Below are 26531 nucleotides of genomic sequence, written 5' to 3'. Positions count from 1 at the left end.
AGGGCAATTTCAGCCCCGCCGGCGTTTGAGGCGCCGCCGGAGGCACATCCAGCCTCGCCGGCGTTTGAGGCGCGGGGTGCGGGGCGGAGCCCCGAGCCTTTGAGCTCCGTATCCGCTACGCCGGGTCGGCCGGAGGCAAGGGCACGCCCATGATCTCCCGCGAGTGGAGATTCGGGACCAGGCCCAGCCGCCACGCCTGCCAGCCCTCCGCCGGGTCCACGCCCCGGCCCAGGATCACCCCGTAGCTCTCCAGGCAGTCCTCCAGCCGCCCGTCCCGCGCCGGATGCGGCGCCTGCGCCAGCCGGGCCAGCTCCGCCCGCGCCTCCTCCGGGGGCGACGTCACCTCGTACGGCAGCATCGTGCACCGCAGGAATCGGGCCCAGTCCTCCCCGCGCCGGTCCCCGTACGAGATGAACAGCCGCACCGCCTCCTCGCACAGGCCCACCGCCTGCGAGACCCGGCCGTTGCCCGCGTCCACCACCGCCAGCTCCAGGCACGTCCACGCCTCGCCGTGCGCCAGCCCGATCCGCCGGAAGTCCGCCCGCGCGTCCACCAGCAGCTGGCGGGCGAAGCCGGAGTTCTTCAGGTTCCCCGTCTGGGCGGCGCGCTGGTCGCGGGTCACCCGGCCCGAGTGGTGCCGGGCGTGCGCCAGCCCGTACACGTCCCGCATCCGGGAGAACATCGTGCGGGCCCGCTCCAGCTCCCGCACCGCCTGGTCGCGCTCGCCGCCCTCCTCCAGGGCCTGCCCCAGGTAGTACAGCGTCCACGCCTCGCCGCGCGCGTCCTCCGCCTCCCGGTGCCGGGCCAGCGCCTCCCGCAGCCGCTCCAGCGCCCGCCCCGGATCCCCGTCCACCACCCGGGCCCGGCCCAGCTGGGTCAGCGCCCACGCCTCGCCGCGGTCGTCGCGCGTACGCCCGTACAGGTCCAGGGCCAGGCGCAGCTCCGCCTCCGCCCGCGGCACGTCGCCGACCCGCAGGTAGACCTGACCCAGCTGGAAGTGCGCCCACGCCTCGCCGTGCACGCTCTCGCTCTCCCGGTGCAGGGCCAGCGACCGCTCCAGCAGGGACATCGCCTCCGCCAGGTGCGCCAGGTCCCGCTCCACGGCCGCCAGCGCGTGCAGCCCCCACGCCCGGTCGCCCGCCAGCTCCGCCGGCTCCTGCAGCACCAGCGCCTCGCGGATGCGGGCCGCCGCCTCCGGGAGGCTCCCCTGGTGGTGCAGGGTGATCCCGAGCGAGACCAGGGCCATCGCCGCCCCCGCCTCCTGGTGCGCCTCCATGTAGCCGTCCACCACCGAGGTCAGCGTGGTGCGGGCCTTGTCCAGCTCGCCCAGCTGGCGCGCCGCGATACCCGTACGCCACTGCACCGACCGCACCAGGCGCCCCTGCTCGCCCTGCCGGCCGGCCGCCACCGCCTGGGTCAGCTCGTCGATCTCGCCGAGCCGGTACAGGTCACCGCGCAGCAGGCAGAAGTCGCACAGCGCCCCCAGCAGGTCGAGCACCGCCTGCTGGTCCACGCCCTCCGAATGCCGCAGCGCCGCCGTGATGAAGCTCGACTCATCGTCCAGCCAGCGCAGCGCCGCGTCCAGCGAGGTGAAACCGTGGCCGCCGAACTGATTGGCCCGCGTCGACATCTTCCCGTCGACCATCCGGATCACCGAGTCCGCGAGCTGCGCGTAGTTGCGGATCAGCCGCTCGTGGGCCGCTGCGGCCTCCGCCCGGTCCTCCTCGGCCGCCAGCCGGGCCGCGGCGTACGCGCGCACCGCGTCGTGCATGCGGAACCGCTGCCCGCGCACCCGCTCGATCAGCCCGGCCTCCCACAGCTCCTCCAGCGCGCGCAGCGCCGCCTGCTCCGGTACGTCGGCCAGCGCGGCCGCGGCCGCGGCGCCGAGGGAGGCCCGCCCGGCCAGCGGCAGCCGCCGCAGCAGCCGACGGGCGGGCGCGGGCAGCCGGGCATCGGCGGCCCGCAGGGCGCGCTCCACCGGGTGCCCGTCCGCCCCGGCGGCCGGGACCCGGCCCCCGCGGGCCGGCGCGGCCAGCATCCGCAGCGCCAGCGGGAGCCCGCCGCCCAGCTCCACGGCGGCCGACACCGCTGCCGCGCCGACCTCCGACTCCGGCGCGGCCACCGCCCGGACCAGCTCCGCCGCTTCCGCCTCCGCCAACCGCTCCACCGGCAGCTGGTACACCCACGCCGCCAGATCCGCGGGCAGCTCCAGCGGCTCCCGCGCCGTTACCAGCACCAGGCTCTCGGAACGCCCCGGCACCAGCATCCGTACCTGCGCCGCGTCCACCGCGTCGTCCAGGACCACCGTCACCGGCAGCCCCTGGAGGTGCTGGTGGTACAGCTCGCCCAGCCGCCGCACCTGCTGGTCCGCCGAGGACCCCTCGCGGAACAGCAGCTGCTCGCGGGGCGCGCCCAGCCGGTTCAGCAGGTGCAGCAGCGCCTCCCGCGTCGACAGCGGCGCACCGCCCGGGTCCCCGCCCCGCAGGTCCACCACGCACGCGCCCCGGAACTGGTCCCGCAGCCCGTGCGCCGTCCGCAGCGCCAGCGCCGTCCGGCCCACCCCAGGCTCGCCGTGCAGCACCACCACCACCGGGCGGGTCTCCGTACTGGCCCGGGCCGCCTGCACCCACTGCGCGATCCGGGTCAGCTCCGCCTTCCGGCCCACGAACGGACCGGCCGGATCCGGGAGTTGACCGAAGGACTGCTCCAGCACGCTGCGCCGCCGGGCCTCCGCGCTCCGGTCCGTCCCGCGCAGCGGCGGCGCGGTCCGCGCCGCGGTTCTGGGCGCCCGCGCCGCCGCGGCCACCGCGCGCTGCTGCTCCAGGAAGGGCCGTATGCCGCGCACCTCCAGCGCCGACAGCCACTGCAGCTTCAGCTGCTCGGGCCCGCCCGGCCTGCCCCGCTCCCCGGCCCGCCGGTTCGCGGCCGGCAGGTGCAGCGCCGTCACCTTCGCCACCGTGGCCACCGCCCCCGCGACGCCCGCCACCGCCCCCGCGGCCAGTGCCGTACCGGCCGCCACGCCGAGCGCCAGATCCGCCCCGACGGCCGCTGCCGCCGCAACCGCCGCGACGAGCAAGGCCGTTGAGGAGTTGCCGCGCCGGAAGGCCTCACCGAGCGACTGCTCCCCGGCCGCCGCCTCGTCCAGGGCCCGTACGTACGCCTCGTACTCCGGCGCCGCGCTCGCGGCGAGCGAATCCAGCGCCTCACCGGCCCGTGCCAGCAGCGCGGCCTTGTCGACCGGCGCTCCCGCCGCCGCGCGCCGGGCCTCCTCGTCCACGGCCCGCCCCAACAGCCGCTCGGCCTCACTGCGATGGCTGTCCCGCATCGGCAATCCCCCTCGGAGAGCTCCGGCAACGTGCCCCAAGTGTCCGTCGGGACGCGCACGAGCGCGAGGGAATCTGAGCTAGTTCAGAGGGAGTTGGCCCTTGGTGACCGGGCTCGCAACCCGCCTATAGTCGTCCCTTGTTGATCCACTGGGCAGGAACGGGGGACCGGTGACGGTACGAGGGATCCGCACGGCGGCACGGCTCATGGGCCGGCGCAACACGCTCCGCATCCGCCACATCGAACCGAGCGGCAGCACCAGCACCTACGTCTGCACCCGGGCGTGACCGCCGGGCGCCGCAGGGCGGCGTGCGCGGCCGCGCTCCTCCTGCTCGCGACCGGCTGCGCGGAGCAGCCGCCCGCCCGCGACAGGGGATTCGTCCTCCGCTACGAGGAGCCCGCGGCGGCCGACCGGAAGCACCAGCGCTTCCTGAAGGACCGGGCGCTCGCCGAATCCGTCCTCGCCGACCTCAACGCGTACGTCGACCTGCCGCACCGCGTCGAGGTCGTCGCCCGCTCCTGCGACGGCGAGGGCACCGGCTACGACCCCGGGGAACGCCGCATCGAGCTCTGCTACGACGACCTGACCGAGGAACGCGAGCTGATCGAGCGCTCCGGCTCCGGGCGGCCGGACGAGGACCTCGCCGAGATCGTCCGGGAGACGATCCACCACGAGGCGGGCCACGCCCTCGCGGACGCCCTCCACCTCACCCTCGACGACCGCGCCGAGGAGGACGCCGCCGACGGCTTCGCCCAGGTGATGCTGGTGCGCGGCCAAGCCGAGGGCGAGAACACCCTCCTGACCGCCGCCCGCTCCTACGACGCGGCGGCCGCGGCCGACCCCATCCCCGACCCCACGGACGAACACGCCCCGCCCGCCGCCCGCGCCGCATCCCACCGCTGCGCCGTCTACGGCGCCGCCCCCGCCCGCCACCCGGACCTCGCCACCCCGGCCCGCGCCGACTGCGCCGCCACCTGGACCCGCACCCGCGACACCTGGACCCGCGACCTGGCCCCGCTCCTTCGGCACTGATCCGGGCGCAGGCCGCTCGCGCCGTTCTTCCGTGCCGGCGCAAGCGGCCTGCTCGGCCCGGGAATCCGGGCCGTGTGTCAGGGGGCGGCCACCTTCGCCGGCGTCAGGACCACGTCGAGGGAGACGATGTAGTCCTTCATCCGGTCCAGGGTTCGCATGGGGTTCTCCGGGTCGGATTGCATGTCGGAGAAGGTGGCGACGACGCGTTCCAGCACGACGCGCCCCAGTGTGCGCACCAGGGGCAGGCCGAGGCAGATGTACATGCCCTGCCCGAAGGTCATGTGGGGGTTGGGGGAGCGCCTGATGTCGAATCGGTCGGCCTGGGGGAAGTAGTTCTCGTCGAAGTTGGCCGACGAGTCCCAGACCACCACGTACTGGTCGGCCTTGATCTCATGGCCGCCCAGTACGGTGTCGTGCCGGGCCGTGCGCCACAGGTTGAACCACGAGAAGTCGAAGCGCAGGATCTCCTCGATGGCCCCCGGAATCAGTGAGGGGTCGCGCCGCAGGGTCTGGAAGAACTCCGGGTCCCGGCAGAAGCGGTCGAAGGCGTAGGACAGCATGAGGGCCATGGGTGCGTTGCCGGCGGTCGCCAGGTCAAGGCACATGTGGATGATCTTTTCCTCGGCCAGCCGGCCGTCCTTGCGCCGCTCCGCGAGCAGCTCGCTCATGAGGTCGTCTCGCGGGTCGCGCTTGCGGTCGTCGAGCTGCTCCTTGAACAGGTCGACCACGTCGGCGTGGTCCGGGGAGCGGACCCCGATGAGCTGGCCGAACATCTGGTCGGACCATTCCCGGAAACGGTCGGCGCCGGGGATCTGGAGGCCGAACATGTGGGCAACGGCACGCTCCATGATCGGATAGCAGAGCTCGCCGAGCAGCTCCATCCTTCCGGAGGTGCGCGCGGGCTCCAGGAGCGAGTCGACCATGGCCGTGAATTCCGGCGCCATCTTTTCGATGCTGCCGGGTTGGAACGAGCGTGCCACGAACCCTCGCAGATAGCGGTGGTCCGGTATGTCGGCTCGGCCGAAGGAGAACGGCAGGCCCATGTGGGTCTTGTTGGTCACCGAGAAGTCGGTGGGGTTCTTGAGTACGTGTTGTACGTCGTCGTACCGGAACACTTCCCACAGGTTGTATTCCGGGCGGAAGCGCATCGGCTCATTCTTCTGCATGTGCTGGAACCAGGCGATCCGCGATTCAACGGAGTCGCCCAGTTCGGGGAACAGCAGGTCCCTGGTCGGTTTGCTCGGCGAACTCGTCATGCCTTCACCCTTTCTGACTGGCTGTACGTCCCGTCCCACCCGGCCGTGATCAGAGACGTTCCACCGTGAGCCATATGTGCTCCTTCGAGCGAAATGTGCTTTCCCATACGGCCTTTCCGACCTCGGCGAGCCTGTCGGTGTGGCTGTCGATCACCTTGCCGAGGACAGGGCTGCTGAGTGTCTCCGAGGTCGGCCCGTACTGGACGATGACCTTGTTGCCCGTCGCCTGGCTGAACCTGAGCCGGCCGACCGGCGCGTCGCAGATGCGCTCGCGCACCGGCGTCGGTGCCACGCTCACCAAGGGCGCCCACGCGTACATGGATTCACCGCTGACGACCGCGTGGTCCTGCAGGACCGTGAACGGCAGGGACTTGAGGACGTCCATGCAGAGCTGCTGATTGAGATCGCAGTAGAGCTCGGCCTCGACTTCCACCCCCAGGGGCTGCCAGGTGAGCCTGACCGGAATCCGCTGGAGCGAATCCTCGACGGTGACCGGCGCAGGGGTGTGCTCCGGCCCCACCGCGGCATCGTTCGTGGGATAGCGGTAGTGCTCGCCCAGGTCCCACGGGAAGTAGTGGTGTGACCAGGCCGTGAGCCGGTTCGCGTATTCGGTGAACGTGGCCAGCCTGTCCACGAGCTCGCCACGGCTGTCCGCGGGCTGCCCGACCTGCTCGGCGTACTTCGCCAGGGTCGGGAACCCGTTGTAGCCGAGGAAGGTGCTGTAGATGGGGTCCAGCGTGCGGAAGACCGTCAGCACGTTCTCGACGGAGAGGCTCTCGTCCGTCGCCATCTTCGTCAACTGGTAGAGATTCATCGAGTAGTCGCGAATGATGCTGTTCGAGAAATCCCAGGCGGTGAAGTACTGGCCGTACGACCCCGGCAGCTCGGGAAGGGTTCCCGTGCGTATCTCCTGGATCTCTGGGGGCTCTTCGGATATGAAGCTCGTGGTCAGCTCCCGGAGCTCCGGAAATGCAGACATGTTCCCACTCCTTATTGGTGGTTCCAGTATGTTTACGATGCCGTCCTCAATCGGTCAGGAGAGCATCGGGCCCACATCGGGTGAATCTCCCCGGTGGCAATGTGGGTGGCCAGGGTCCGCCCGATGAACGGGGCGAGGGTGATACCGCTGTTGGCGAAGGCCTCGTAGTAGCCGGAGACCGCGGAGAGCCCGCCGATGCTGGGAAAACCGTCCGCGGGGAACACGGCGGTACCGATGCGCACCCGGTCGACGGTGGCCGACTCGAGCGCCGGAACCGTGCGGTACGCGCGCTCCAGCAGATCCTTGACGAGCTCGTCGCCGGGATCGGACCGCATTGCGTCCGGGAGGCGGGCATCGACCTGGTCGGACCGCACGCGCACGCGCCCCGGCCCCGCCGACCTGGCGTGGGCCTGTGCGCCGCGCAGGACGTGCCGCACCGGATCGCCGTCGGTGAGCAGGTCGATCACGAGGCTGCTGCGCGTCGCGACGCCCTCGAGCGGGGCGGTTCCGAGCGTCGCGGCCACCGTGGGAGCCCCTGGCCCGGCGGCGTTGACGACGGCGTCGACCTCGATGCGGTCGCCGGATTCGAGGCGGAGGGCCCGCACTTCTCCGTCGTGGACCTCGATGCCGTCCACCGCGCCGTTCCACAGCGTCAGGCGCCCGGTGTCCTCGGCCGCCGAGAGCATCTCGGAGACCAGTTTCGGCCCGTCGATCCAGCCCTCGTCCGGGAACAGCACGGCCGGTGTCCGGGCGTGCGGGAACGCGATGCCCGGCTCCCGTTCGCGGTTCACCCGGGCCGCGTCGGACCAGACCGTCCGATAGCCCCAGGAGCTGAGGCGGTGGGCCACGTCCGCGAACGACGCGCCGCCGCCCTCGCCGCCGCCCTCGCCGCCGCCCTCGCCGCCGTCCTCGTCGTCGCCCCAGGCGAGACTTCCGGTGGGATGCCACCAGGGGGCGGAGTCGAACTGCCCGGCGAACCGGAGGTGTTCGATCATTCCGGTGTGACTCAGCTCGAACCGTGCGTACGTCGGCTGCTGAAAGGCGCTCAGCCGCGCGAAGCTGACATCGGTGGTCAGGCCGCCGGGCTGCGCGCGTTCCACGCAGTGCACCCGCATTCCGCGTTGGGCAAGACTGAAAGCCAGGCAGGCGCCGATGACGCCGGCCCCCACGACCCCTACGGTCTTCACTGTTCCCTCCATGTTTCGGGCGTGCGCGGTCACAGCAGTTCGGCGATGTCGAAGGCCAGGTCGAGAGACTGGCTGCGGTTGAGCCGCGGATCGCAGGTCGACTCGTAGCGGTGGTGCAGATCGGCGGCCAGGACCTCGTCCCCGCCGCCGATGCACTCGGTGACGTCTTCGCCGGTCAACTCGATGTGAATGCCGCCGGGGTGGGTGCCAAGGGCACGGTGGACCTCGAGGAAGCCGCGCACTTCGTCGAGGATGTCGGCGAGGCGCCGGGTCTTGCGGCCGCTCCGCTCCACGTACGTGTTGCCGTGCATGGGATCGCAGATCCACAGCGGTGTGCCGCCGGTGCCCCGCGCGGCGCGGATCAGGCCGGGCAGCCGGTCGCGGACCTCGCGCGCGCCCATCCTGGTGATGAAGGTCAACCGGCCCGGCTGCCGCTCCGGGTCGAGCAGGTCGATGTAGGAGCGGACCTCCTGCGGCGTCGTCGTCGGCCCGAGCTTGACCCCGACGGGGTTGGAGATGCTCCTCAAGTAGCCGATGTGCGCGCCGTCGGGGGCGCGGGTGCGCTCGCCGGCCCAGAGCATGTGCCCGCTGGTGGCATAACTGATGCCGTCGGGGTCGGGGCGGGTGAGAGCGTCCTCGTAATCCAGCAGCAGGCCCTCGTGGCTGGCGAAGACGTCGGCCGAACGCAGCATGTCGAGCTGGACGCCGCAGGCGCGCATGAACCGCAGCGCGTGGTCGATCTCGTAGGCCACTTCCTCGTAGCGGGCGCCCGCCGGTGAGCTCGCCACGAAGTCCCGGTTCCACCGGTGCAGTTGGTCGAGCCCCGCGTAACCGTCGCGCGCACAGCCCGCCATGATGTCCAGGGTGGACCGCGAGGCCTCGTACATCCGCCAGAGCCGGGCCGGGTCCGGCACCCGGGCCAGTGGGTCGAACGCGAAGCCGTTCACCGCGTCGCCCCGGTACACCGGGAGCGTGACGTCGCCCCGGGTCTCGAAGGGACTGGACCGCGGCTTGGCGTACTGCCCCGCTATCCGGCCGATCTTCACGACCGGCGTCGCGGCCGCGTAGGTGAAGACGACGGCCATCTGAAGCAACGTCTTGATCTTGTTGCGGACCGCTTCCGGTGTCACGCCGTCGAACGTCTCCGCGCAGTCGCCGCCCTGCAGTACGAACGCCTCGCCGCTGGCCGCCGCCGCGAGCCGCGACCGCAGACCGTCGCATGCGCTGGGGGTGACCAGGCCGGGCGCGGCGGACAGCCGGGCCACCACGTCCTCCAGAGCGGCGCGGTCCGTCCAATTCGGTTGGTGCGTCGCGGGTGCGTCGCGCCAGGAGACGAGCAGGTCGGAATTCGTCATGAACGCAGACCAACACGGTCTCCGTGCGGGGCGCAATGAATTCCGCAAGTGGTCCGGTCGATGGAGTGGCCATTGGTCTGGCCAACCATGTCCGGGCCGATGACATAGTTCCAGAGCAGCGCCGGCGATCTGGGGTGTTCAGATTTTGTTTACTTTTGCGGCTGACAATGGAGGTGTGCCATCTCTGCGATGACGGAATTACTGGACGTTACCGTGACTGCGATTCCCGTGGAGACAACCGCGAACGCACTGGCCGTGCATGCCGAATTGTGTCGAAGGCTCGGCGCCGAGGAGGCCTTCCTGCTCGACGACCTGCACCCGGACCGGTCCCATGCGGGCATCGGCACCGTGGTGGGCTTCGGCCGGCTCGCCGAGATCTCGGTGACCGGAGACCGGGTCACCGTGCGCGGCAGCGGTCCGGTGGCCGACCTGCTGCGGGCCCGCTGCGGCCCGACGACGACCGACCCCTGGGACATGCTCCGCCGGGCCACGCGCCTGTTCCGGGTGCATACCGACCTCCGCGGATTCACCTTCGGCTTCCTCACCACGGTCGGCTACGACGCGGCCGCGTACATGGAGGAGCTGCCGCCGCGGCGCACCCCACCGGACGTGCCGGACCTGACCCTCACCCTGTTCCAGCACACCCTGCGGTTCGGCCGCGAGGGCGGACCGCCGGTCCTGCTCCGCGCCACGGGTCCCGGACTGCCCGAACCGCTGCCGCACGAGGCGCTGCGCGACATCCCCGGTACCGACCTCGCCGTGCCGCCCGCGCCCGTCCCGCTCGCGGTGCACGACACCGTCGACCGGGAGACGTTCCTGGGCTGGGTGGAACGCTGCCTGGACCACATCCGGGTGGGGGACATCTACCAGATCCAGGTGGGTCACCGCATCGACGTCCGCAGCGAACTGACGCCGGAAGAGGTCTACCGGCGCCTGAGCGACCGCAACCCGTCGCCGTACATGTACCTGCTCACACAGTCCGGGACGACACTCATCGGCGCGAGCCCGGAGCTGCTCTTCCGGCTCGACGAGGACCACATCACCATGCGGCCCATCGCGGGGACCACGCGCCGGGACCCGACCGGAGCGGACAACGAGCGGCGGGTCAAGGAACTGCAGGCCGACATCAAGGAGCAGGCGGAGCACGTGATGCTCGTCGATCTGTGCCGCAACGACATCGGCAGGGTCTGCCGCCCCGGCACCCTCGAGGTGGCGGACCTGATGGCGGTCGAGGCGTTCTCGCACGTGTTCCACCTGGTGTCCACGGTGACCGGCACACTGGACGCAGGCCGGGACGTCTGGGACGTGCTGTGTGCCACGTTCCCCGCCGGGACCATGACGGGGGCGCCGAAGCTGCGCGCCATGGAGATCATCGACGAGATCGAGGCCGAGCGCCGCGGCCTCTACGCGGGCGCCGTCGGTCTGGTGGACGTCCAGGGGTGGGCCGAGTTCGCCCTCTGCATCCGGACCATCACGCACCACGAACCCACCCCGGGCGACCACCGCTACGCCACGCAGAGTTGCGCGGGAGTGGTCGCCCTGTCCGAGCCGGAGCGGGAGTGGGACGAGACCCTGGCCAAGATGGGGGCCGCCCACTGGGCGCTCACCGGGAAGGAGCCGGCATGAGAGTGCTGGTGTTGGACGCCCTCGACAGTTTCGTCCACGTCATCGACCAGTACCTGCGCGAACTGGGGGCGGAGACCGAGGTCGTCCGTTCCGGTACGCGCACGGCACAGGAGCTGTCCGCGTGGCGACCGGACGCCGTGGTCCTCGGACCGGGGCCCGGTCACCCCGCCGACTCCGGCCACGTGCAGCTGGTACGCCACTTCGCCGGTGACGTACCGCTGCTCGGCGTGTGCCTCGGGCATCAGGCCATCGCGTTGGCGTTCGGCGGCGAGGTCCGGCTCGCGGACAACCTCATGCACGGCCGCACGAGCGTGATCGACCACGACGGCCTGGGCGTGTTCGCCGGCCTGCCGGACCGGCAGACGGTCACCCGGTACCACTCGATCGTCGTGGCCGACCCCTTGCCCGCGGAACTCCTGTGCACGGCACGGTCGACCGACGACGGCTACCCGATGGGACTGCGCCACCGCGAACTGCCGGTCGAAGGTGTGCAGTTCCACCCGGAGAGCATCAGCACCGGCGACGGCCTCACCATGTTGGCGAACTTCCTGGCCGGCGTCAGGACACCGGCTTCCCGGTGACCTGGCGCATGGCCCGGGCGAGCACACCGACCGCCTCCGCGAGCAGGCTGCGGCGCACCGCGCCGTAGCCGAGCACCACCCCGGACGAGGGCGACCGGCGGCCGAACTGGAAGTGCCTGCCGGGATGTACGAGAACCGAATTCGCCCGAGCGAGGGCGGCGAGGCGGACGTCGTCGACGCCCTGGGGTAACTGGACGTAGGCGTGGATGCCCGTCGGCTCGCCGGTCATCTTGGCGCCCGGCAGGCTGTTTTCGACGGCGTCCCGCAGCGCCGCGCGCCGTGCGCGCAGGACGGTCCGGATCTCCCGGATGTGCTGGTCCAGCATGCCGGACGAGATGAAGTGGGCGAACGTCAGCTGAGTGAGCGGGTCCGGGACGCCCAACGGTGTCCGGCCGAGCCGCTCCGCCACCACGTCGGGCGCCGCCACCCAGCCGAGCTGTATGCACGAGCCGAGCATGGCCCCGGTCGTCCCGACGTAGATCACCCGCTCCGGGCGGTGCCGCTGGAGGGCGAGGGGACCGCTGCTGACGCCGAACCACAAATGCCCGTCCCGGTCGTACTCGATCACCCAACCGTCCACGTCGGCCGCCCAGCGCAGCAGGGCGTCCCGGCGCCCCGGCGACAGCACGGAGCCCGTCGGCACCTGCGACACCGGGGTGACCAGCACGGCGCGCGCCCCGGACCGGGCGAGGGCGTCCACGTCGATGCCGTCGTCGTCCACGGGGATTCCGCTGACCCGCAGCCCCGCCCGCTCGGCGATCCTGACCTTCCAGGGCGCGCCGGGGCTCTCCACGGCGATGTGGTCGACCCCGAGGTCGTGCAGGACACGGCACACCACGTCGACGGTGTGGTCGAAGTCCGAGGTGATGGCGACCTCGGCGGCGGTCGTCAGGACCCCCCGCGAACGGCCGAGGTAGGCCGCGAGTTCCTCCCGGAGTTCCGGGATGCCGAGGGGATACGGCCGGGGGCCGGCGCCGCCGATCGACTGCCCCACGTACTCGTAGGCCCGCAGCCACTCACGGGACGGGAACAGCGCCGAGCTCGTCGCGTCGGCCCGTAGGTCGTAGCGGGCCTCCGCGCGCCGGGCCGGTTTGACCGCGCCTCGGTTGGGGTGCGGCAGGTGGGTCGCCACCGTGGTGCCCGAGCCCTGAGTGGACCGCAGATATCCTCCGGCGACCAGCTCCTCGTAGGCCTGGACCACGACACTGCGCGAGACTCCGAGATCTCCGGCCAGGTTCCGGCTCGATGGCAGTCGGACACCCGGATGCAGGGTCCCGTCCTTTATCCGGTCTCGGATGGCCGCCTGAATCTGCGTGGTCATGGACAGCGGCAGTTTCCGGTTTATGGCGATAGGTAGCATTCTTCCCCCGTTGGGGCCGGCCTTTAGGCCGGCGCGAAATCCCCGCGGCAGATCCGACTTCTTGGGTGCGGACCCTCGGTCGGGGACGGCTTTCTCTTCAGCGCGGAATTGGTCTGCTCGCGAAAGAGTGGAATGGACTTGTCCGAAGCCGTTGTCGGCTGCGACGCTCCATACGAATAACCAGTGAAGGAGTAGCGATGACCGGCCAGGCAACCGCATCCGACACAACTCGGAAACGATGGGCGGGTATTCTTTCGGCGCTCACGGACCGCCGCGACCTCACCGGAGTCGACACGGAGTGGGCCATGGGCGAGGTCATGCGTGGCGCCGCCGACGATGCCAGACTCGGCGGCCTGCTGGTGGGCCTGCGGACCAAGGGAGAATCCGTCGCGGAGCTCGACGGCCTTGTCCGTGCCATGGACGCGCACGCGGTCAGGGTCCGGGCCGACGGGCCGCTCCTGGACATCGTCGGCACCGGCGGAGACATGGCCCGTACGGTGAACATCTCCACCGTCTCGGCGATCGTGGCTGCGGCGGCCGGTGCGCGCATCGTCAAGCACGGCAACCGGTCCGCGTCCTCGGCCTGCGGCTCGGCGGACCTGCTCGAAGAACTGGGCGTGGTCATCGACCTGCCGCCGGTGACGGTGCCGCGGGTGCTCGCCGAAGTGGGCATCGCCTTCTGCTTCGCCCCGGTGTTCCATCCCGCGATGCGCCACGCTGCCGTGGTCCGCAGGCAACTCGGTGTGCCGACGGCCTTCAACGTGCTGGGCCCCCTGACGAACCCCGCGGCGCCCGACGCGGCCGCCATCGGCGTCGCCGACGCCCGGATGGCTCCCCTCGTCGCCGGAGTGCTGGCCCGCCGTAACCGCTCAGCGCTCGTCTTCCGCGGCGACGACGGGCTCGACGAGCTGACGGTCACCACCACGTCCCAGGTGTGGGCGGTGCACGAGGGGACCGCACGCCAGGAGACCTTCGACCCGAAGGACCTCGACATCCCGCGGGCATCGCTGGATGCCCTGCGCGGCGGCAGCCCGGCACACAACGCGGAGATCACCCGGAGGGTGCTCGCAGGCACACGCGGCCCGGTCCGCGACGCCATCCTGCTGTCCGCCGCGGCGGGGCTCGCCGCGGCGACCCCCGACACCGCGCCGCTCACGGAGCGGCTGGGGGCCGCCATGCCGCGGGCCGCCCGCGCCGTCGACAGCGGCGATGCCGCGGAACTCCTCGACCGGTGGGCCAGGGTGACGGCCAAGCTGGCCGAGAGCGCGGCATCCTCGGCCGGGTAGACGGACCGCCGGCGGCCCCGCGGCCGCCGGGGTGGACCGAAGTGGTCGGCGTGGCCCGGTAGTCCGTCCGCCAAGGCGGCGGCCACCCCGGGCCGGCCGACCGCGCGCCCGGTCACGTCAGGCCCTCCCGGGGGCGCGGGCGGCCGACGCGCCGCCCGCCTCTTCCCCGGTGTGCGGTTCCACCACGATTTCGGTCAGCGTGATCATCTGACAAATCCTCCCCCGTTTGTGGTGCATGGGATACCGCGACTTCCGGACGATCAGTGCCCGGGCGACGAGGCGCGCTCCGGCGCCGCAGGTACCCGACCGGGCTCCTGAACCTCGGCAGGCCGCACCGTGCCCCGCCCGGCCACCAGCGCGACCACCGTCTGGGCGGCCGCGGCCACGCACACCAGCACCAGCGGCGCCTGCCAGCCGGAACTGACGCTGTGCAGCAGCCCGATGACCACCGGTCCGGCGGCGGCAAGGAGATAGCCGATGGACTGCGCCATCGCCGACAGCGCGCCGGCCCCGGCCGCGTCCTGGGCGCGCATGCCGAGGAACGCCAGCGCGAGCACGAGACAGGCCCCGCCGCCCAGGCCGAGGACGACGCTCCACAGCAGCGCCAAGTCCGGGGCCACCAGGAGCCCCAGGTAGCCGAGGAGCAGGATGGCCGAACAGATCGTCGCCAGGGCGCGCTGGTCACGTGCCCAGCGCAGCGCGCCCGGCACGGCCAGGCTGGTCAGCACCGCGACCGCCTGGAACAGGAACAGCAGCCATCCGGCCGTGGCCGCGCTGATGCCGTTGTCCTGGAAGATCTGGGGAAGCCACGTCACGACCACGTAGAAGCCGAAGGACTGCAGCCCCATGAACGCCGTGACCGCCCACGCGAGGCCGGACCCCCAGGGCAGCCGGTGCTGCCCGCGCGCCGCCTGCGCGGCGGGCGGCGCAGTGCGCATCTGAGGAAGCCACAGCACCACGGCCACCAGCGCGATCAGGACCCAGCACCCCAAGGCGGTGGACCAGCCACCCGGAGCGATCTCGCTGATCGGCACCGCCACCCCGGACGCAACCGCGGCGACACCACCCATCACCGTCGCGTAGGCGCTGGTCAGCAGCCCCACCTTGTTGGGGAAGTCGCGCTTGATGAGGCTCGGCAGCAGGACGTTGCCCACGGCGATGCCCGCCCCGATCAGCACGGTTCCCGCGAACAGGCCGACCGCCGTGGGCAGCCACCGCACCGCGATCCCCAGCGTCAGCACGACGAGCGCACCGCCCAGGAGCCGCTCCTGTCCCCACCGCGCGGCAAGCCGGGGCACCATCGGGGAGAGTGCCGCGAACGCCAGCAAGGGCAGTGTGTTCAGCAGGCCGAGGGCGACCGGGGCCAACCCCAGTTCGGCCTGTACGCGATCCAGCAACGGCCCGACACCGGTCAAACTCGCCCGGAGGTTGGCTGCTGCCACGAGCAACCCCCACACCAGTAACACCTGTCCGGAACGACGTGTCGTTTTAGTCTCCATGACCGTCATCATCAAGTCTCACGGTGGCGCTAACCAGGCCGTACTGAGGCTAGCCCCCGCAGGGCCACCCTCGGCGCCGCACGCCTCCTCGACTCACCCGCCGACACCGGTAACCTGGCGGTATGGGCACGCCGTTGGGGAAGTTCATTCGAGCCAAGCGCGACAGCATCCAGCCGGAATTCCTCGGCCTGCAGAGACACGGCCGCAGCCGATCACCCGGGCTCCGCCGCCTGGACCTCGCCACCCGGGCCGGTATCAGCGTCGAATACCTGGCCCGTATCGAGCAAGGGCGCGACCGCAACCCATCGCCCACGGTCATCAACTCGCTCGCGGACGCACTCTGCCTCGACACCTCGGAGCGCAACCACCTGCGCTACCTCGCGAAGATCGCCGGAGACGATTGCTCGGTCCAGATCAGGCCCGTGCCACCGCCCCGACGCGTGCGGCCTTCCGTCCTGCAGACACTCTGCCTTCTCGAACCCGGCGTCGCCGTCGTGACCAACCGGCTCGGCGACATCCTCGCCCACACCACGGGCTACCACGCGATCACCAGCGGCACCGGTCTGCTCGACGGCGCCGAGCCGAACCTGAACCGCTACTTGTTCACCGACCCCCGCGCCCGGACGTTCTTCGCCGACTGGGACGACATCGCGGACGAACACGCCTTCGACCTGTGGCAGGCGCCGTCCCTCGAGAACCTCGAATGGCTCATCTCCGAGCTCATCCCCACCGCCGGACCCGAGTTCAGCAACCGCCTCGGCCGCCATGTGGTGCCGCGCCGCGGCGTCCTCAGACTCAACCACCCGGACGGGCAGCAGCTACGACTGCTCCGCGAGACGCTCGAACTGCCCATGGATGACCAGCAGCTCGTCATCTTCCTTCCCGAGTGCGACCAAACGGCCCGGGCCATCGACCAACTCCAGCGCCAGTCCCACGGCCGGCTGCGGTCCATTTCGTGACTCGCCGACGTCGTGTGGACCGACGTCGGCGAGGCCGCGAAGGACGTCCTGGATCGCGTCAGAGGGGGTGCTACCGCTCCGCGTAGCGCAGGAACTGCCAGCCCAGTACGGCCAGGGCAAGCGTCTGCGCGAGGGAGACGATCACAAATGGGGTCTGAGCGGCGGGAGAGAGCCAGAATGCGGTCACGCAGATCATCGGCAAGGCCAGGTACGTCAACAGATCCACAGCGGTCTGAAGTCGCTTGCGCGTGGTGCGGCTCGCATCGTCGCGATGGTAGATCTCCCAGCCGAACACTGCGCTGCGGGCGGCGGTGAGCTCGCCCAGCCGCGGTCCCAGCTGGTCGCGGATGTAGCAGCCGATCGACGAGATCTTCTCGTCGTTGACCAGGTAGGTCCAGCCCAGAACCAGGCAGATCACGGGGACGGCGAGCAGCAGTTGAGGCTGCCCGCTCTGGACGGTGATCGCCACGGCCGCGGTGGCTGCGGCGAGCGTGAAGTAGAGCAGATTGTCACGGAACCCTATCCGGGTCTTCTGCTCTTCCTTGATGCAGTCGTATTCGGCCAGCAGGAGTTTGCTCTCGGTGACGTCGTCTGTGGTGGTCACGGCCAATTCCTAAGCTCGGGTCCGGAGCACTCAATCGGCAGTACGGAAGGACGGCAGGTTGTTGGGGTTGTTTCGTTCGATCCATCCTTTTCCGTCCGCCGCGATTCCTTCCAGGAGGCGGAAGGTGTGAATGAAGCCAGCTGAATTGAGATTGATTTCAGCGATTTCCTGGGCATTTTCGTCCGGCGCCAGTTGATGGGTGTCGGCGTCCTTGACGCGAATATTCCTGGCCGGCCCGTTGGTGAGGACGAGTTCCAAGTCGTAGCCGATCTGGGCGTTTTCCGTCACTTGTACGGAGGACAACGCCTCGAACCGGTAGTTGCTGCGCTGCTCGTTTCCGCCGCGCTTCCCGTCGGTGAAATCGATTTCCGAGCTGATTTCACGAACGCCATCCTGGGTGACCAGGAACAGGCGGAAGCTGTAGCGCGAGTATCGCCAAGGACCGCGCCTCGCGCGCCCCCGCTTGTAGGGGCGTGCGGGTGTCATCAGGATGGTGTGGGTGATCAGGTCGCGCCAGGTGAGCTGGTAGTGCCGAAGCGCTTCGTCGATGAACAGCGTCTTGTCGCAGGTGAGCCAGGTCTCCATTTCCAGCTCACTGGGTCGCGTGGTGTCCAGGAACGACTTCCAGTTCTGGTACGCGATCTGTCGTGCGGTCAGCCGCTCGTGGCATTCCTGGGTTTCCCTGACCAGTCGATGGTCTTCGCGCCGGGCCTCCAGCCATGAGGAAGCAGCCGCGCGTCCGGACCAGACCACACCGACTGCGGCCAAGACGGCCGGCAGAGCTCCCGATGCGCCGTCACCTGAGACCGCTGTTCCGAGCACGGTAAGAGCCGTGATGCCGAGAGCGATGAGGGCGATCACGGACAGGGCTTTCGCCACAATCGGAGTCTGGTTCTGGCGGCGCTGATCGAACAGGGTGCCGCTGTTGTGGCGGTCTCGGGCGTCCTCGGCGAGGTGGCGGATCAACCAGTTGACCCGGTCCACACTGATTCGGCTCTCGCGGTAGAGGAGCGCGATCTCGGCGGCGAGGCTGTTGCGGACGTGGACGGTGTACCCGAGCCATTCGTGCGGGGCGAATCCGTGGGGCGCACGGATCGCGAAATAGTGATCGAACGAGTGACGGACGCGGTCGGTGAACCCGTCCCCGGGGGAGGCGGGATCGCTCATGTGCGGGATCTGGGGCTCGGTCATGGCGTTCGGTCCGCGGTCCTGGTACCACCATTGGCGGCCGAAGCGGGTCGCAGTCAGGCCCGCGCCGAGCGCCACCAGCAATTCGACGACTGCCACAGCGGGATCTGCGACCAGCGCCGTGATCCAGAGGAACGCGCTGCTGATGACGAAAAGGACCGCTCGGACCGGGAAGGCCGCCTGGGCGGCGGCAGCGGTGCTCGGACGGGGCTGCAGGGCCCGTGGCCCAATGGGGTCGGGCTCGAAGTAGGCCCAGATCCGGTGGACCCGGTCGTTGCCGAAGCGATCTGTCTCCGCCCGCTCGCGATTCTCCGCCCACAGGCTGTCCTTCAGCCCTCCGGCGAGTACGAGGTCGAGGTGGCGGAGGATCGCCTCGCGCTGGTGAGGCGACAGGGCTCGCAACCGCTCCAGTACGAGCCCTGTGTCGCCGTCCGCGGTGCTGAGCATCGCCAGCAGTTCGAAAGTGATGCGCAGGGCGTCTTTCCACTCTCCCTCGGCGTAGGTCCGTACGAGCCGGGAGGCATGGTGCAGCCGCTGGACTTCTTCGGCGTTGAGGTCGTGGTAGGCGCGCCCACTGAGCATGGCGAGCACCCAGTGGAAACGGACCTCTGCGTTGTCGTGTCCGTGGGCGATCGCATCAGTGATCATTTCGCGAGCGCGGCTGGAGATGCCATCCTCCAGGAGCCGCACACCCACCTTGTACTTTTCCTGAGGAGAGGCATCCGGATGGACGAAGTAGACATTGGAGTTGTGTACGGTCTCGGCCTGGATTCCGACGGTGGAGTCGTATGCGGCCGAGTTGTGCGTGAAACTGCTGCCGTTCATGCCGAGCCACCCGCCGCAACAACCAGGGGTGCCAGCTTGGCCACCAGCACGGGGCACTCTGCGACCAGGCCACGTAACCTCTTGAGTGTCATGGCCGCCCGCTTGGACGATTCGGGAGTGTTCTCCCTTGCAGCCCGGCGGGCAGAGTCCAGATCGGCCAGTGCCTCTCGGCAGGTGTCGTCGTCGAGAGCGCCCTCGGCGTGGTGACGCATCAGGTGCAGGCGAAAGCCGTCCAGTTCCGCGACCAGGTCCTTCGGGCCGGTCACCTTCGGGTCCGTGTTCAAGTAGACGTTGCTGTCCTTGACAGAGCCGGCCATGATGCCAACGGTGCTGCCATGGGCGGTGTTGCTGACGTGCTCTTCGCGTCGGTCGGCCGAATGGGCCCCGTCTGCTCGGGGCATGGCGATCTGCATCTGTTCCCCCACTAGTTCCACGGCCAGCCGTGTGGCGAATGCCGCCGCGTTCGCCGCGGCCCGCGGCTGCCGGCTACGGTCCTTCGCGCTGCTCTTCGTGCCGTCCGCTCGGTCGCTGATTCCCCGGATGATCGCCACCGGCGCCCCGTTGAGATGACCGGCCTGTGCCACACCGGCGGCCTCCATCTCGATCGCGAGGGCGTCGTTGTAGTGCTGCCGGATCCACTGCGCCTCGGCCGAGATCTTCGAGTTCTGTACGACCTCGCCGGCGGCGATCGCACCGAAGCGCACCTGCGGGGCGTGCCCATGGCCGGGTGCGTCGTCGGCCCAGTCGTTCACGCGAGCGAGGTGCGAGCCGAGCTGGCTGATGGCGTGCGGCGCCTCCCATACCCGGGGGCGGGCCTTGAGTCCATCGTCCTCGCTGGTCCCGCCGTGGTAGGCGTACACGTGTGTCGCCATCACCACGTCGCCCAGCCTGGCGGTTTCCCACAGGGCGCCGGCGACGCCGACGAACAGCACCGCCACCGGCGAGAACTCCTGAACCGCGCGCTCAGCGATCACTGCGGCGGAATGATTCCCCTTGTTCGTCAGAGCGAGCGCGATACGGCATGAGGTGCCCTGCACGGTTCCCACCTCGAACCGCGTCCCACGCTCATGAAGGTGTAATCGCGGACTGGCCATTCTCCGGCGCACGGCCTGGTATTCGAGATTGAGGGCGGTGAGAATCACCACCAGGTCTTTCGACATCTATTCCTCTTCCCCTCTTGTTGTCTCTTCCGTCGTGGATGGCGCAGGTCGGATCAGCGGTGGGAACAACACGGTCTTCGGTCCGGCCCGGTACAGTCGCGCGGGCCGTCCTCCCGTGGCCCTGCGGCCCGAGCCGGCAGGGATGATGAATCCCTTCGCCGCTTGGACTTTTCGGTAGAAATTGCGGGTGTCGAGTTCGGTACCCCAAACTGCCTCGTACACCTGCTGCAACTCTGCTACGGAGAAAGTTTCTCTACAGAACGCTGTGGCCAATGCCGAGAATTCGAGCTTGGTACGTGCCCGTTCGATGCCGTCCGTCGCGATCCGGCGGTGGTCGAAGGCCAGTTCCACTTCGCCGGACAGGATGGCTTCCGCGGGAACCCACGCGGCATCGGTGGCATCCGTTCCCGCGACCGGATCGGGGAGTTCCGGGGCGATCGCCAAGTGGGCCACGGAAACGACCCGGCCCCGTGGATCGCGGCCTGAGTCTCCGTAGGTGGCCAACTGTTCAAGATGCACACGGCCGGCGGTCAGGGCGGTCTCCTCGCTCAGCTCGCGGTGGGCGGCGCCCAGGATCTCCTCACCGTCGTGATTCAGGAATCCGCCGGGCAGGGCCCGCATGCCCCGAAAAGGATCTTCGCCCCGCTCTACGAGGAGGACGCACAGTCGGCCCTCGCGCAGCGTCAGGATCACGAGATCGACCGTCAACAGCACAGATGTCGGTGACCATGCGTCAGCTTGCATGTCTTGTACGGTACTTCAGTTATTGTCACTCGCACAAGAAGGGTGCTGATGCGACCTCTGCTGCCGCATTGCGAAGGTGCTCCGAGTGGTCAACCGCGTGCGCGTCCTGCTGGAGCCGGCCCGCGCCCACCGCCCGCAGCCTCGTCTGGTCGCCTGGACCGTTGTGCCGCAGGCAGGACCCGTCGCCCTCGTGCGCGAGGATGGGCCCATGTCGAACCGCCTCGCCCATGAGACCTCGCCGTATCTGCTGCAGCACGCGGACAATCCCGTCGACTGGTGGCCCTGGTCGCCGGAGGCCTTCGAGGCGGCGCGGGAGCGGGGGGTGCCCGTGATGCTCAGCGTCGGGTACAGCAGCTGCCACTGGTGTCATGTGATGGCACACGAGTCCTTCGAGGACGAGCTGTCCGCCGCCTACATGAACGAACACTTCGTCAACATCAAGGTGGACCGCGAAGAGCGCCCCGACGTCGACGCCGTCTACATGGAGGCCGTACAGGCCGCCACCGGGCAGGGCGGGTGGCCGATGACCGTCTTCCTGACGGCCGACGCGGAGCCCTTCTACTTCGGGACCTACTTCCCGCCCGAGCCCCGGCACGGCATGCCCTCCTTCATGCAGGTGCTCGAAGGCGTGCGGACCGCGTGGGTGGGGCGGCCCGAAGAGGTCGCCGAGGTGGCGCAGCGGATCGTACGGGACCTGGCCGGGCGGCAGCTGGACTACGGGAAGGCCGGCACGCCCGGGCCCGAGGAGCTGGCGCAGGCACTGCTCGGGCTCACGCGGGAGTACGACGCCACGCGGGGCGGCTTCGGCGGGGCGCCGAAGTTCCCGCCGTCGATGGTGCTGGAGTTCCTGCTGCGCCACCACGCCCGGACCGGGTCCGAGGGGGCGCTGCAGATGGCCGCCGACACGTGCGAGGCCATGGCCCGGGGCGGGATCTACGACCAGCTCGGGGGCGGGTTCGCGCGGTACTCCGTGGACCGGGAGTGGGTCGTGCCGCACTTCGAGAAGATGCTGTACGACAACGCGCTGCTGTGCCGGGTGTACGCGCACCTGTGGCGGACCACCGGATCGGATCTCGCCCGCCGCGTGGCGCTGGAGACCGCCGACTTCATGGTGCGCGAGCTGCGGACCGAGCAGGGCGGCTTCGCCTCCGCGCTCGACGCCGACAGCGAGGACCCGCTGAGCGGCAAGCACGTCGAGGGGGCGTACTACGCGTGGACCCCCGCGCAGCTGCGGGAGGTGCTGGGGGAGGACGACGGGGACCTGGCCGTCGCCTACTTCGGGGTGACCGAGGAGGGGACCTTCGAGCACGGCAAGTCCGTGCTCCAGCTGCCCCAGGACGGGCCGACGGCGGACGCGGAGCGGATCGCGTCGATCCGGGCGCGGCTGCTCGCCGCGCGGGAGGCGCGGCCCGCGCCCGGGCGGGACGACAAGATCGTCGCAGCCTGGAACGGGCTGGCCATCGCCGCCCTCGCCGAGTGCGGGGCCTTCTTCGAGCGGCCGGACCTCGTCGAGCGGGCCACCGAGGCCGCCGATCTGCTCGTCCGCGTGCACATGGACGGGCGGGCCCGGCTGGCGCGGACCAGCAGGGACGGGCAAGTGGGCGCCAACGCCGGAGTGTTGGAGGACTACGGTGACGTCGCCGAGGGGTTCCTGGCCCTCGCCTCCGTCACCGGCGAAGGGGTGTGGCTGGAGTTCGCCGGCTTCCTCGTCGACCTCGTCCTCGACCGGTTCACCGCCGAGGACGGGTCCCTCTACGACACCGCGCACGATGCCGAGAAGCTGATCAGGCGGCCCCAGGACCCCACCGACACCGCCGCGCCCTCCGGCTGGACCGCCGCCGCCGGCGCGCTGCTCTCGTACGCCGCGCACACCGGCTCGGAGGCGCACCGCACGGCGGCCGAGAGGGCGCTCGGGGTGGTGCACGCCCTCGGGCCGCGCGCCCCGCGCTTCATCGGGCACGGGCTGGCGGTCGCGGAGGCGCTCCTCGACGGCCCCCGCGAGGTCGCGGTGGTCGGCCATCCGGAGGATCCGGCGCGGGCCCTGCTGCACCGAACGGCGTTGCTGGGGACGGCTCCCGGGGCCGTCGTGGCCGCGGGGCTGCCGGATGCGGCGGAGGGCGGCGGGGCGGAGTTCCCCCTCCTGGCCGAGCGCACACTCGTACGCGACCTTCCGACGGCGTATGTGTGTCGACATTTCGTCTGCGCGCGGCCTACGACGGATCCGGTCGAACTGGCGGAGCAGTTGGGTACGGTTCGTCCCTGAAATGACCGGAGTACCGTCAATTCCGGTTGCTCGCATGGTTGTTCAGAAACGTTGTTTTTATCTGGACGGCTCCTGACTTTCATTTCCGCTGCCTAGTCTCGTGTCGTTCGGTACTCACCGAGACGGCGCACTGGGGGGTGCGCGCAGGGGGAAGCGGAGGCGGCGGGCCGGGGGGCCCGCCGTGAGCCTCCGGGGGGTTTCACGGTTCGCCGCTCGGGGTTGCGGCAGTCTGTGGGGGGACAGTTTGTACACGTCTGTGTTCATTTCCGTTATATCGCTCGCGCTCTTCGGGATTGCCGCGTTCACGCTCTGGTGGCAGATGCACGCCTGGCGGACGCCCGAGACGCTCGCCTCCACCCGCTTCGACCGTCCCGACGGGGGCAGCCGGCTGGCCTTCTCGCTGCTGCTGCCGGCCCGCCACGAACAGGCGGTCCTGGAGCACACCATCGACCGGCTGCTGGAGTCGAGCCACCACGACTACGAGATCATCGTGATCGTCGGGCACGACGACCCCGAGACCGCCGCCGTCGCCGAGCGCGCGGCCGCGCGGGCCGCCGAACGGGCGCCGGGGCTCGTCCGCGTCGTCGTCGACCACCACGAGACCAAGAACAAGCCGAAGGCCCTCAACACCGCCCTGCCGCACTGCCGGGGCGACATCGTCGGGGTCTTCGACGCCGAGGACCAGGTCCACCCCGAGCTCCTCGCCCACGTCGACCACGCCTTCCGCTCCACCGGCGCCGACGTGGTCCAGGGCGGGGTCCAGCTCATCAACTTCCACTCCAGCTGGTACAGCCTGCGCAACTGCCTGGAGTACTTCTTCTGGTTCCGCTCCCGGCTGCACCTGCACGCCGAGAAGGGCTTCATCCCGCTCGGCGGCAACACCGTCTTCGTGCGCACCGAGGTGCTGCGCGAGGCGGGCGGCTGGGACCAGAACTGCCTCGCCGAGGACTGCGACCTGGGGGTGCGGCTGTCGTCGGTCGGCAAGAAGGTCGTCGTCGCCTACGACTCCGACATGGTCACGCGCGAGGAGACCCCGGGCTCGCTGATGAGCCTGCTCAAGCAGCGGACCCGCTGGAACCAGGGCTTCCTCCAGGTCTACCGGAAGAAGGACTGGCAGCAGCTGCCCGGCCGCGGGCAGCGCTGGCTGGCCCGCTACACGCTGATGACCCCGTTCATGCAGGCCGCCTCCGGGGTGATCATCCCGGTCAACTTCGCCGTCGCGGTCTTCCTCGACGTCCCGGTCGGCATCGCGATCATCACCTTCCTCCCCATGATCACGGCGATGGTGACCTTCGTCTTCGAGATCGTCGGCCTGCACGACTTCGGCCGCCAGTACGGGCTGCGCGTCCGCTTCGCGCACTACGTCAAGCTCGTGGTCGGCGGGCCCTTCTACCAGGTGATGCTCGCCGGCGCGGCGATCCGCGCGGTCTGGCGCGAGCAGCGCGGCCGCAACGAATGGGAACTGACCAGCCACACCGGCGCCCACCTCGACGGGGCGACGACGTCCGGCGCCTCCGGCGCTTCCACCGCGATCCGAGAGGACAGCCACCAGTGACCGCCACCCTGCCCACGGCCACTGATCCCCAGTCTCCGACCGCCACCACGACCACCGCCCCGGCGACGGCGACGGCGACCGCCACGGCAGCGGCCGCGGCGACGGCCACCGCCACCGAACCCCGCGTCCCCGCCCAGCGCGGCGGCCCCGGCACCGGCGGACTCGGCGTCCGCCCGCCCGCGCCGGCCAGACCGCTCGTGCGCTTCCGCAGCTCCCGCCCCGACCTGCTCCTGTGCGGGGCCCTGCTGCTCGTGATCGTCCTCGTCCAGGGCTGGAACATCACCAACTTCCCCACCCTCAGCGACGACGAGGGCACCTACCTCGCCCAGGCGTGGGCGGTCCAGCAGGGTGATGGCCTCGCCCACTACACGTACTGGTACGACCACCCGCCGCTGGGCTGGATCCAGATCGCGGGCCTGACCTACCTGCCGTCCCTCTTCGTGCCCGACTGGATGACCGTCGCGCCGATGCGGTTCTCGATGCTCGCGGTCTCCGCCGCGAGCTCCGTCCTGATCTACGTCCTCGCACGCCGGCTGTGGCTGCCGCGCTGGGCCGCCGGGCTCGCGATGGCCCTCTTCGGGCTCTCCCCGCTCTCCGTCGTGCTCCAGCGGGAGATCTTCCTCGACAACCTCGCCGTGATGTGGATGCTGCTGGCCTTCTGCCTCGCCGCGTCGCCCAGCCGCCACCTCTGGCACCACTTCGGGTCCGGACTGGCGGCCGCCACCGCCGTCCTGACCAAGGAGACGATGCTGGTGGTGCTCCCGGCGCTGCTGGTGACGATGTGGCGCCACAGCCACCGCGACACCCGCAAGTTCGCGGTCACCGGAGCCATCACCGCCTGCGCGCTGATCGGGCTGGCGTACCCGCTGTTCGCCCTGCTCAACAGCGAGCTGCTGCCCGGCTCCGGCCACGTCTCGCTCGTCGACGGCATCACCTACCAGATGAGCCGGCCGGGCTCCGGCTTCATCCTCACCGCCGGCTCCGGTTCGAATGGCGTCCTGCGGTCCTGGCTCTACTACGACACGGTCCTGCCGCTCGGCGGCCTGGCCGGAGCCGTCCTCCTGCTGGCCACCCTGCGCTGGTCCGTCACCGCCCGCGCGCTCGCCGGGCCCGCGCTGGCCGCCGTGATCCTCGGCCTCGTCGCGATGCGGCCCTCCGGCTACCTCCCGGCGATGTACGTGATCCAGGCGCTGCCGTTCCTGGCCCTGGTCCTCGCGGGCGGCGCGGCCAGCATCACGCACGCCGTACTGCGCCGCCGCCGTTCGGCCGGGGAGCGCAGGCAGCTGGTGTGGGCGCGCCGGGTCCTGGTCGGCGTACTCGCCGTGTCCGCCGCGGTGTACGTCCTGCCGCGCTGGTACGACGGCAACCGCACCGCGCTCACGGTCGACGCGAACGCCCCGTACCGGCAGGCCGCGGCCTGGCTCGGGAGCGAGGTCGCCGATCCGGCGAAGACCCGCGTCCTGCTCGACGACGCGCTGTGGCTGGACGCCGTCCACCGCGGCTTCGAGCCCGGGCTCGGCGCCATCTGGTTCTACAAGGCCGATCTCGACCCCGCCGTCACCAAGACCCTGCCGGGCGGCTGGCGGGACATCGACTACGTGGTCTCCTCGCCCACGGTGCGCCGCGACGCGGTGGACCTGCCGAACGTGAAGGCCGCGCTGGAGCATTCGACGGTCGTCGCCGTCTTCGGCTCGGGCGAGGACCGCATCGAGATACGCCGGACCGACCGCGAGAGTGGGAGCTGAGC

General features: G+C 70.5%; 19 protein-coding genes. 8 read left to right on the top strand and 11 right to left on the bottom strand.

Annotated elements, in window-relative coordinates:
- Positions 1-115: 115 nt before the first annotated feature.
- The gene (locus ACFWBN_RS18435) at positions 116-3325 is read right to left on the bottom strand and encodes a tetratricopeptide repeat protein (protein WP_385177828.1); all 3210 of its coding nucleotides are present in this window, start codon (positions 3323-3325) and stop codon (positions 116-118) included.
- Positions 3326-3607: 282 nt separating this feature from the next.
- On the opposite strand from ACFWBN_RS18435, the gene ACFWBN_RS18430 reads away from it, so the two are divergent.
- Positions 3608-4357 (top strand): DUF4344 domain-containing metallopeptidase, encoded by a 750-nt coding sequence (locus tag ACFWBN_RS18430; protein WP_385177826.1) that lies wholly within the window; start codon positions 3608-3610, stop codon positions 4355-4357.
- A 77-nt stretch (positions 4358-4434) separates the two neighbouring features.
- On the opposite strand, the gene ACFWBN_RS18425 is transcribed toward ACFWBN_RS18430, so the two are convergent.
- From ACFWBN_RS18425 to ACFWBN_RS18410, 4 genes are read right to left on the bottom strand one after another with little or no spacing between them, the layout of a single operon-like run.
- Positions 4435-5613 (bottom strand): cytochrome P450, encoded by a 1179-nt coding sequence (locus ACFWBN_RS18425; RefSeq protein ID WP_385177824.1) that lies wholly within the window; start codon positions 5611-5613, stop codon positions 4435-4437.
- Positions 5614-5662: 49 nt separating this feature from the next.
- Positions 5663-6592 (bottom strand): hypothetical protein, encoded by a 930-nt coding sequence (locus ACFWBN_RS18420; protein ID WP_385177822.1) that lies wholly within the window; start codon positions 6590-6592, stop codon positions 5663-5665.
- Positions 6593-6624: 32 nt separating this feature from the next.
- Positions 6625-7779, bottom strand: a complete 1155-nt coding sequence (locus ACFWBN_RS18415; protein WP_385177820.1) for an NAD(P)/FAD-dependent oxidoreductase — start codon at positions 7777-7779, stop codon at positions 6625-6627.
- A gap of 29 nt (positions 7780-7808) precedes the next feature.
- Positions 7809-9134, bottom strand: coding sequence for a class II 3-deoxy-7-phosphoheptulonate synthase (locus tag ACFWBN_RS18410; protein ID WP_385177818.1), 1326 nt, complete (start codon positions 9132-9134; stop codon positions 7809-7811).
- Positions 9135-9323: 189 nt separating this feature from the next.
- Here ACFWBN_RS18410 and ACFWBN_RS18405 point away from each other — a divergent pair, with 189 nt between their 5' ends.
- Both ACFWBN_RS18405 and ACFWBN_RS18400 read left to right on the top strand, forming a co-directional pair.
- Positions 9324-10760 carry an anthranilate synthase component I family protein gene (locus ACFWBN_RS18405; RefSeq protein WP_385177813.1) on the top strand — a complete coding sequence of 479 codons (1437 nt, stop codon included), beginning with the start codon at positions 9324-9326 and terminating at the stop codon, positions 10758-10760.
- Positions 10757-11341: an anthranilate synthase component II gene (locus ACFWBN_RS18400; protein WP_385177811.1), complete on the top strand. Its 585-nt coding sequence runs from the start codon at positions 10757-10759 to the stop codon at positions 11339-11341. The genes ACFWBN_RS18405 and ACFWBN_RS18400 overlap by 4 nt, the downstream gene beginning before the upstream one ends.
- Here ACFWBN_RS18400 and ACFWBN_RS18395 read toward each other — a convergent pair.
- A complete protein-coding gene (locus tag ACFWBN_RS18395; protein ID WP_385177809.1) occupies positions 11319-12662 on the bottom strand; it encodes a PLP-dependent aminotransferase family protein in 1344 nt (447 codons plus the stop codon). The genes ACFWBN_RS18400 and ACFWBN_RS18395 overlap by 23 nt on opposite strands.
- Positions 12663-12898: 236 nt before the next feature.
- Here ACFWBN_RS18395 and trpD point away from each other — a divergent pair, with 236 nt between their 5' ends.
- Complete coding sequence (trpD, locus tag ACFWBN_RS18390; protein ID WP_385177807.1) at positions 12899-13987, top strand: anthranilate phosphoribosyltransferase; 1089 nt, start codon at positions 12899-12901, stop codon at positions 13985-13987.
- 260 nt (positions 13988-14247) lie between these two features.
- Here trpD and ACFWBN_RS18385 read toward each other — a convergent pair whose 3' ends face one another.
- The gene (locus ACFWBN_RS18385) at positions 14248-15486 is read right to left on the bottom strand and encodes an MFS transporter (protein ID WP_385177915.1); all 1239 of its coding nucleotides are present in this window, start codon (positions 15484-15486) and stop codon (positions 14248-14250) included.
- A 122-nt stretch (positions 15487-15608) separates the two neighbouring features.
- Here ACFWBN_RS18385 and ACFWBN_RS18380 point away from each other — a divergent pair, with 122 nt between their 5' ends.
- Positions 15609-16445: a helix-turn-helix transcriptional regulator gene (locus tag ACFWBN_RS18380; protein WP_385177805.1), complete on the top strand. Its 837-nt coding sequence runs from the start codon at positions 15609-15611 to the stop codon at positions 16443-16445.
- A gap of 70 nt (positions 16446-16515) precedes the next feature.
- Here ACFWBN_RS18380 and ACFWBN_RS18375 read toward each other — a convergent pair whose 3' ends face one another.
- The 4 genes from ACFWBN_RS18375 to ACFWBN_RS18360 are packed head-to-tail and all read right to left on the bottom strand — an operon-like array spanning position 16516 to position 20966.
- Entirely contained in the window at positions 16516-17055 is a 540-nt protein-coding gene (locus tag ACFWBN_RS18375; protein WP_385177803.1) for a hypothetical protein, read from the bottom strand.
- 24 nt (positions 17056-17079) lie between these two features.
- Positions 17080-19062, bottom strand: a complete 1983-nt coding sequence (locus ACFWBN_RS18370; protein WP_385177801.1) for a hypothetical protein — start codon at positions 19060-19062, stop codon at positions 17080-17082.
- The gene (locus tag ACFWBN_RS18365; RefSeq protein WP_385177799.1) at positions 19059-20222 is read right to left on the bottom strand and encodes a purine phosphorylase; all 1164 of its coding nucleotides are present in this window, start codon (positions 20220-20222) and stop codon (positions 19059-19061) included. Before ACFWBN_RS18365 ends, ACFWBN_RS18370 begins: the two co-directional genes overlap by 4 nt.
- On the bottom strand, positions 20223-20966 hold the full coding sequence (locus ACFWBN_RS18360; protein WP_385177797.1) for an NUDIX domain-containing protein: 744 nt from the start codon (positions 20964-20966) through the stop codon (positions 20223-20225).
- Between the two features lie 208 nt (positions 20967-21174).
- Between ACFWBN_RS18360 and ACFWBN_RS18355 the strand changes: the two genes are divergently transcribed.
- The 3 genes from ACFWBN_RS18355 to ACFWBN_RS18345 all read left to right on the top strand — a co-directional run bounded on the left by ACFWBN_RS18355 (position 21175) and on the right by ACFWBN_RS18345 (position 26529).
- Complete coding sequence (locus ACFWBN_RS18355) at positions 21175-23229, top strand: thioredoxin domain-containing protein (protein ID WP_385177913.1); 2055 nt, start codon at positions 21175-21177, stop codon at positions 23227-23229.
- A 244-nt stretch (positions 23230-23473) separates the two neighbouring features.
- Positions 23474-24784 carry a glycosyltransferase gene (locus ACFWBN_RS18350; RefSeq protein WP_385177795.1) on the top strand — a complete coding sequence of 437 codons (1311 nt, stop codon included), beginning with the start codon at positions 23474-23476 and terminating at the stop codon, positions 24782-24784.
- Positions 24781-26529, top strand: a complete 1749-nt coding sequence (locus tag ACFWBN_RS18345; protein ID WP_385177793.1) for an ArnT family glycosyltransferase — start codon at positions 24781-24783, stop codon at positions 26527-26529. Before ACFWBN_RS18350 ends, ACFWBN_RS18345 begins: the two co-directional genes overlap by 4 nt.
- Positions 26530-26531: the final 2 nt, after the last annotated feature.

The organism is Streptomyces sp. NPDC059989, assembly GCF_042736975.1.
Classification (GTDB): domain Bacteria; phylum Actinomycetota; class Actinomycetes; order Streptomycetales; family Streptomycetaceae; genus Streptomyces.
This window is presented reverse-complemented; position numbering and strand designations above follow the sequence as displayed.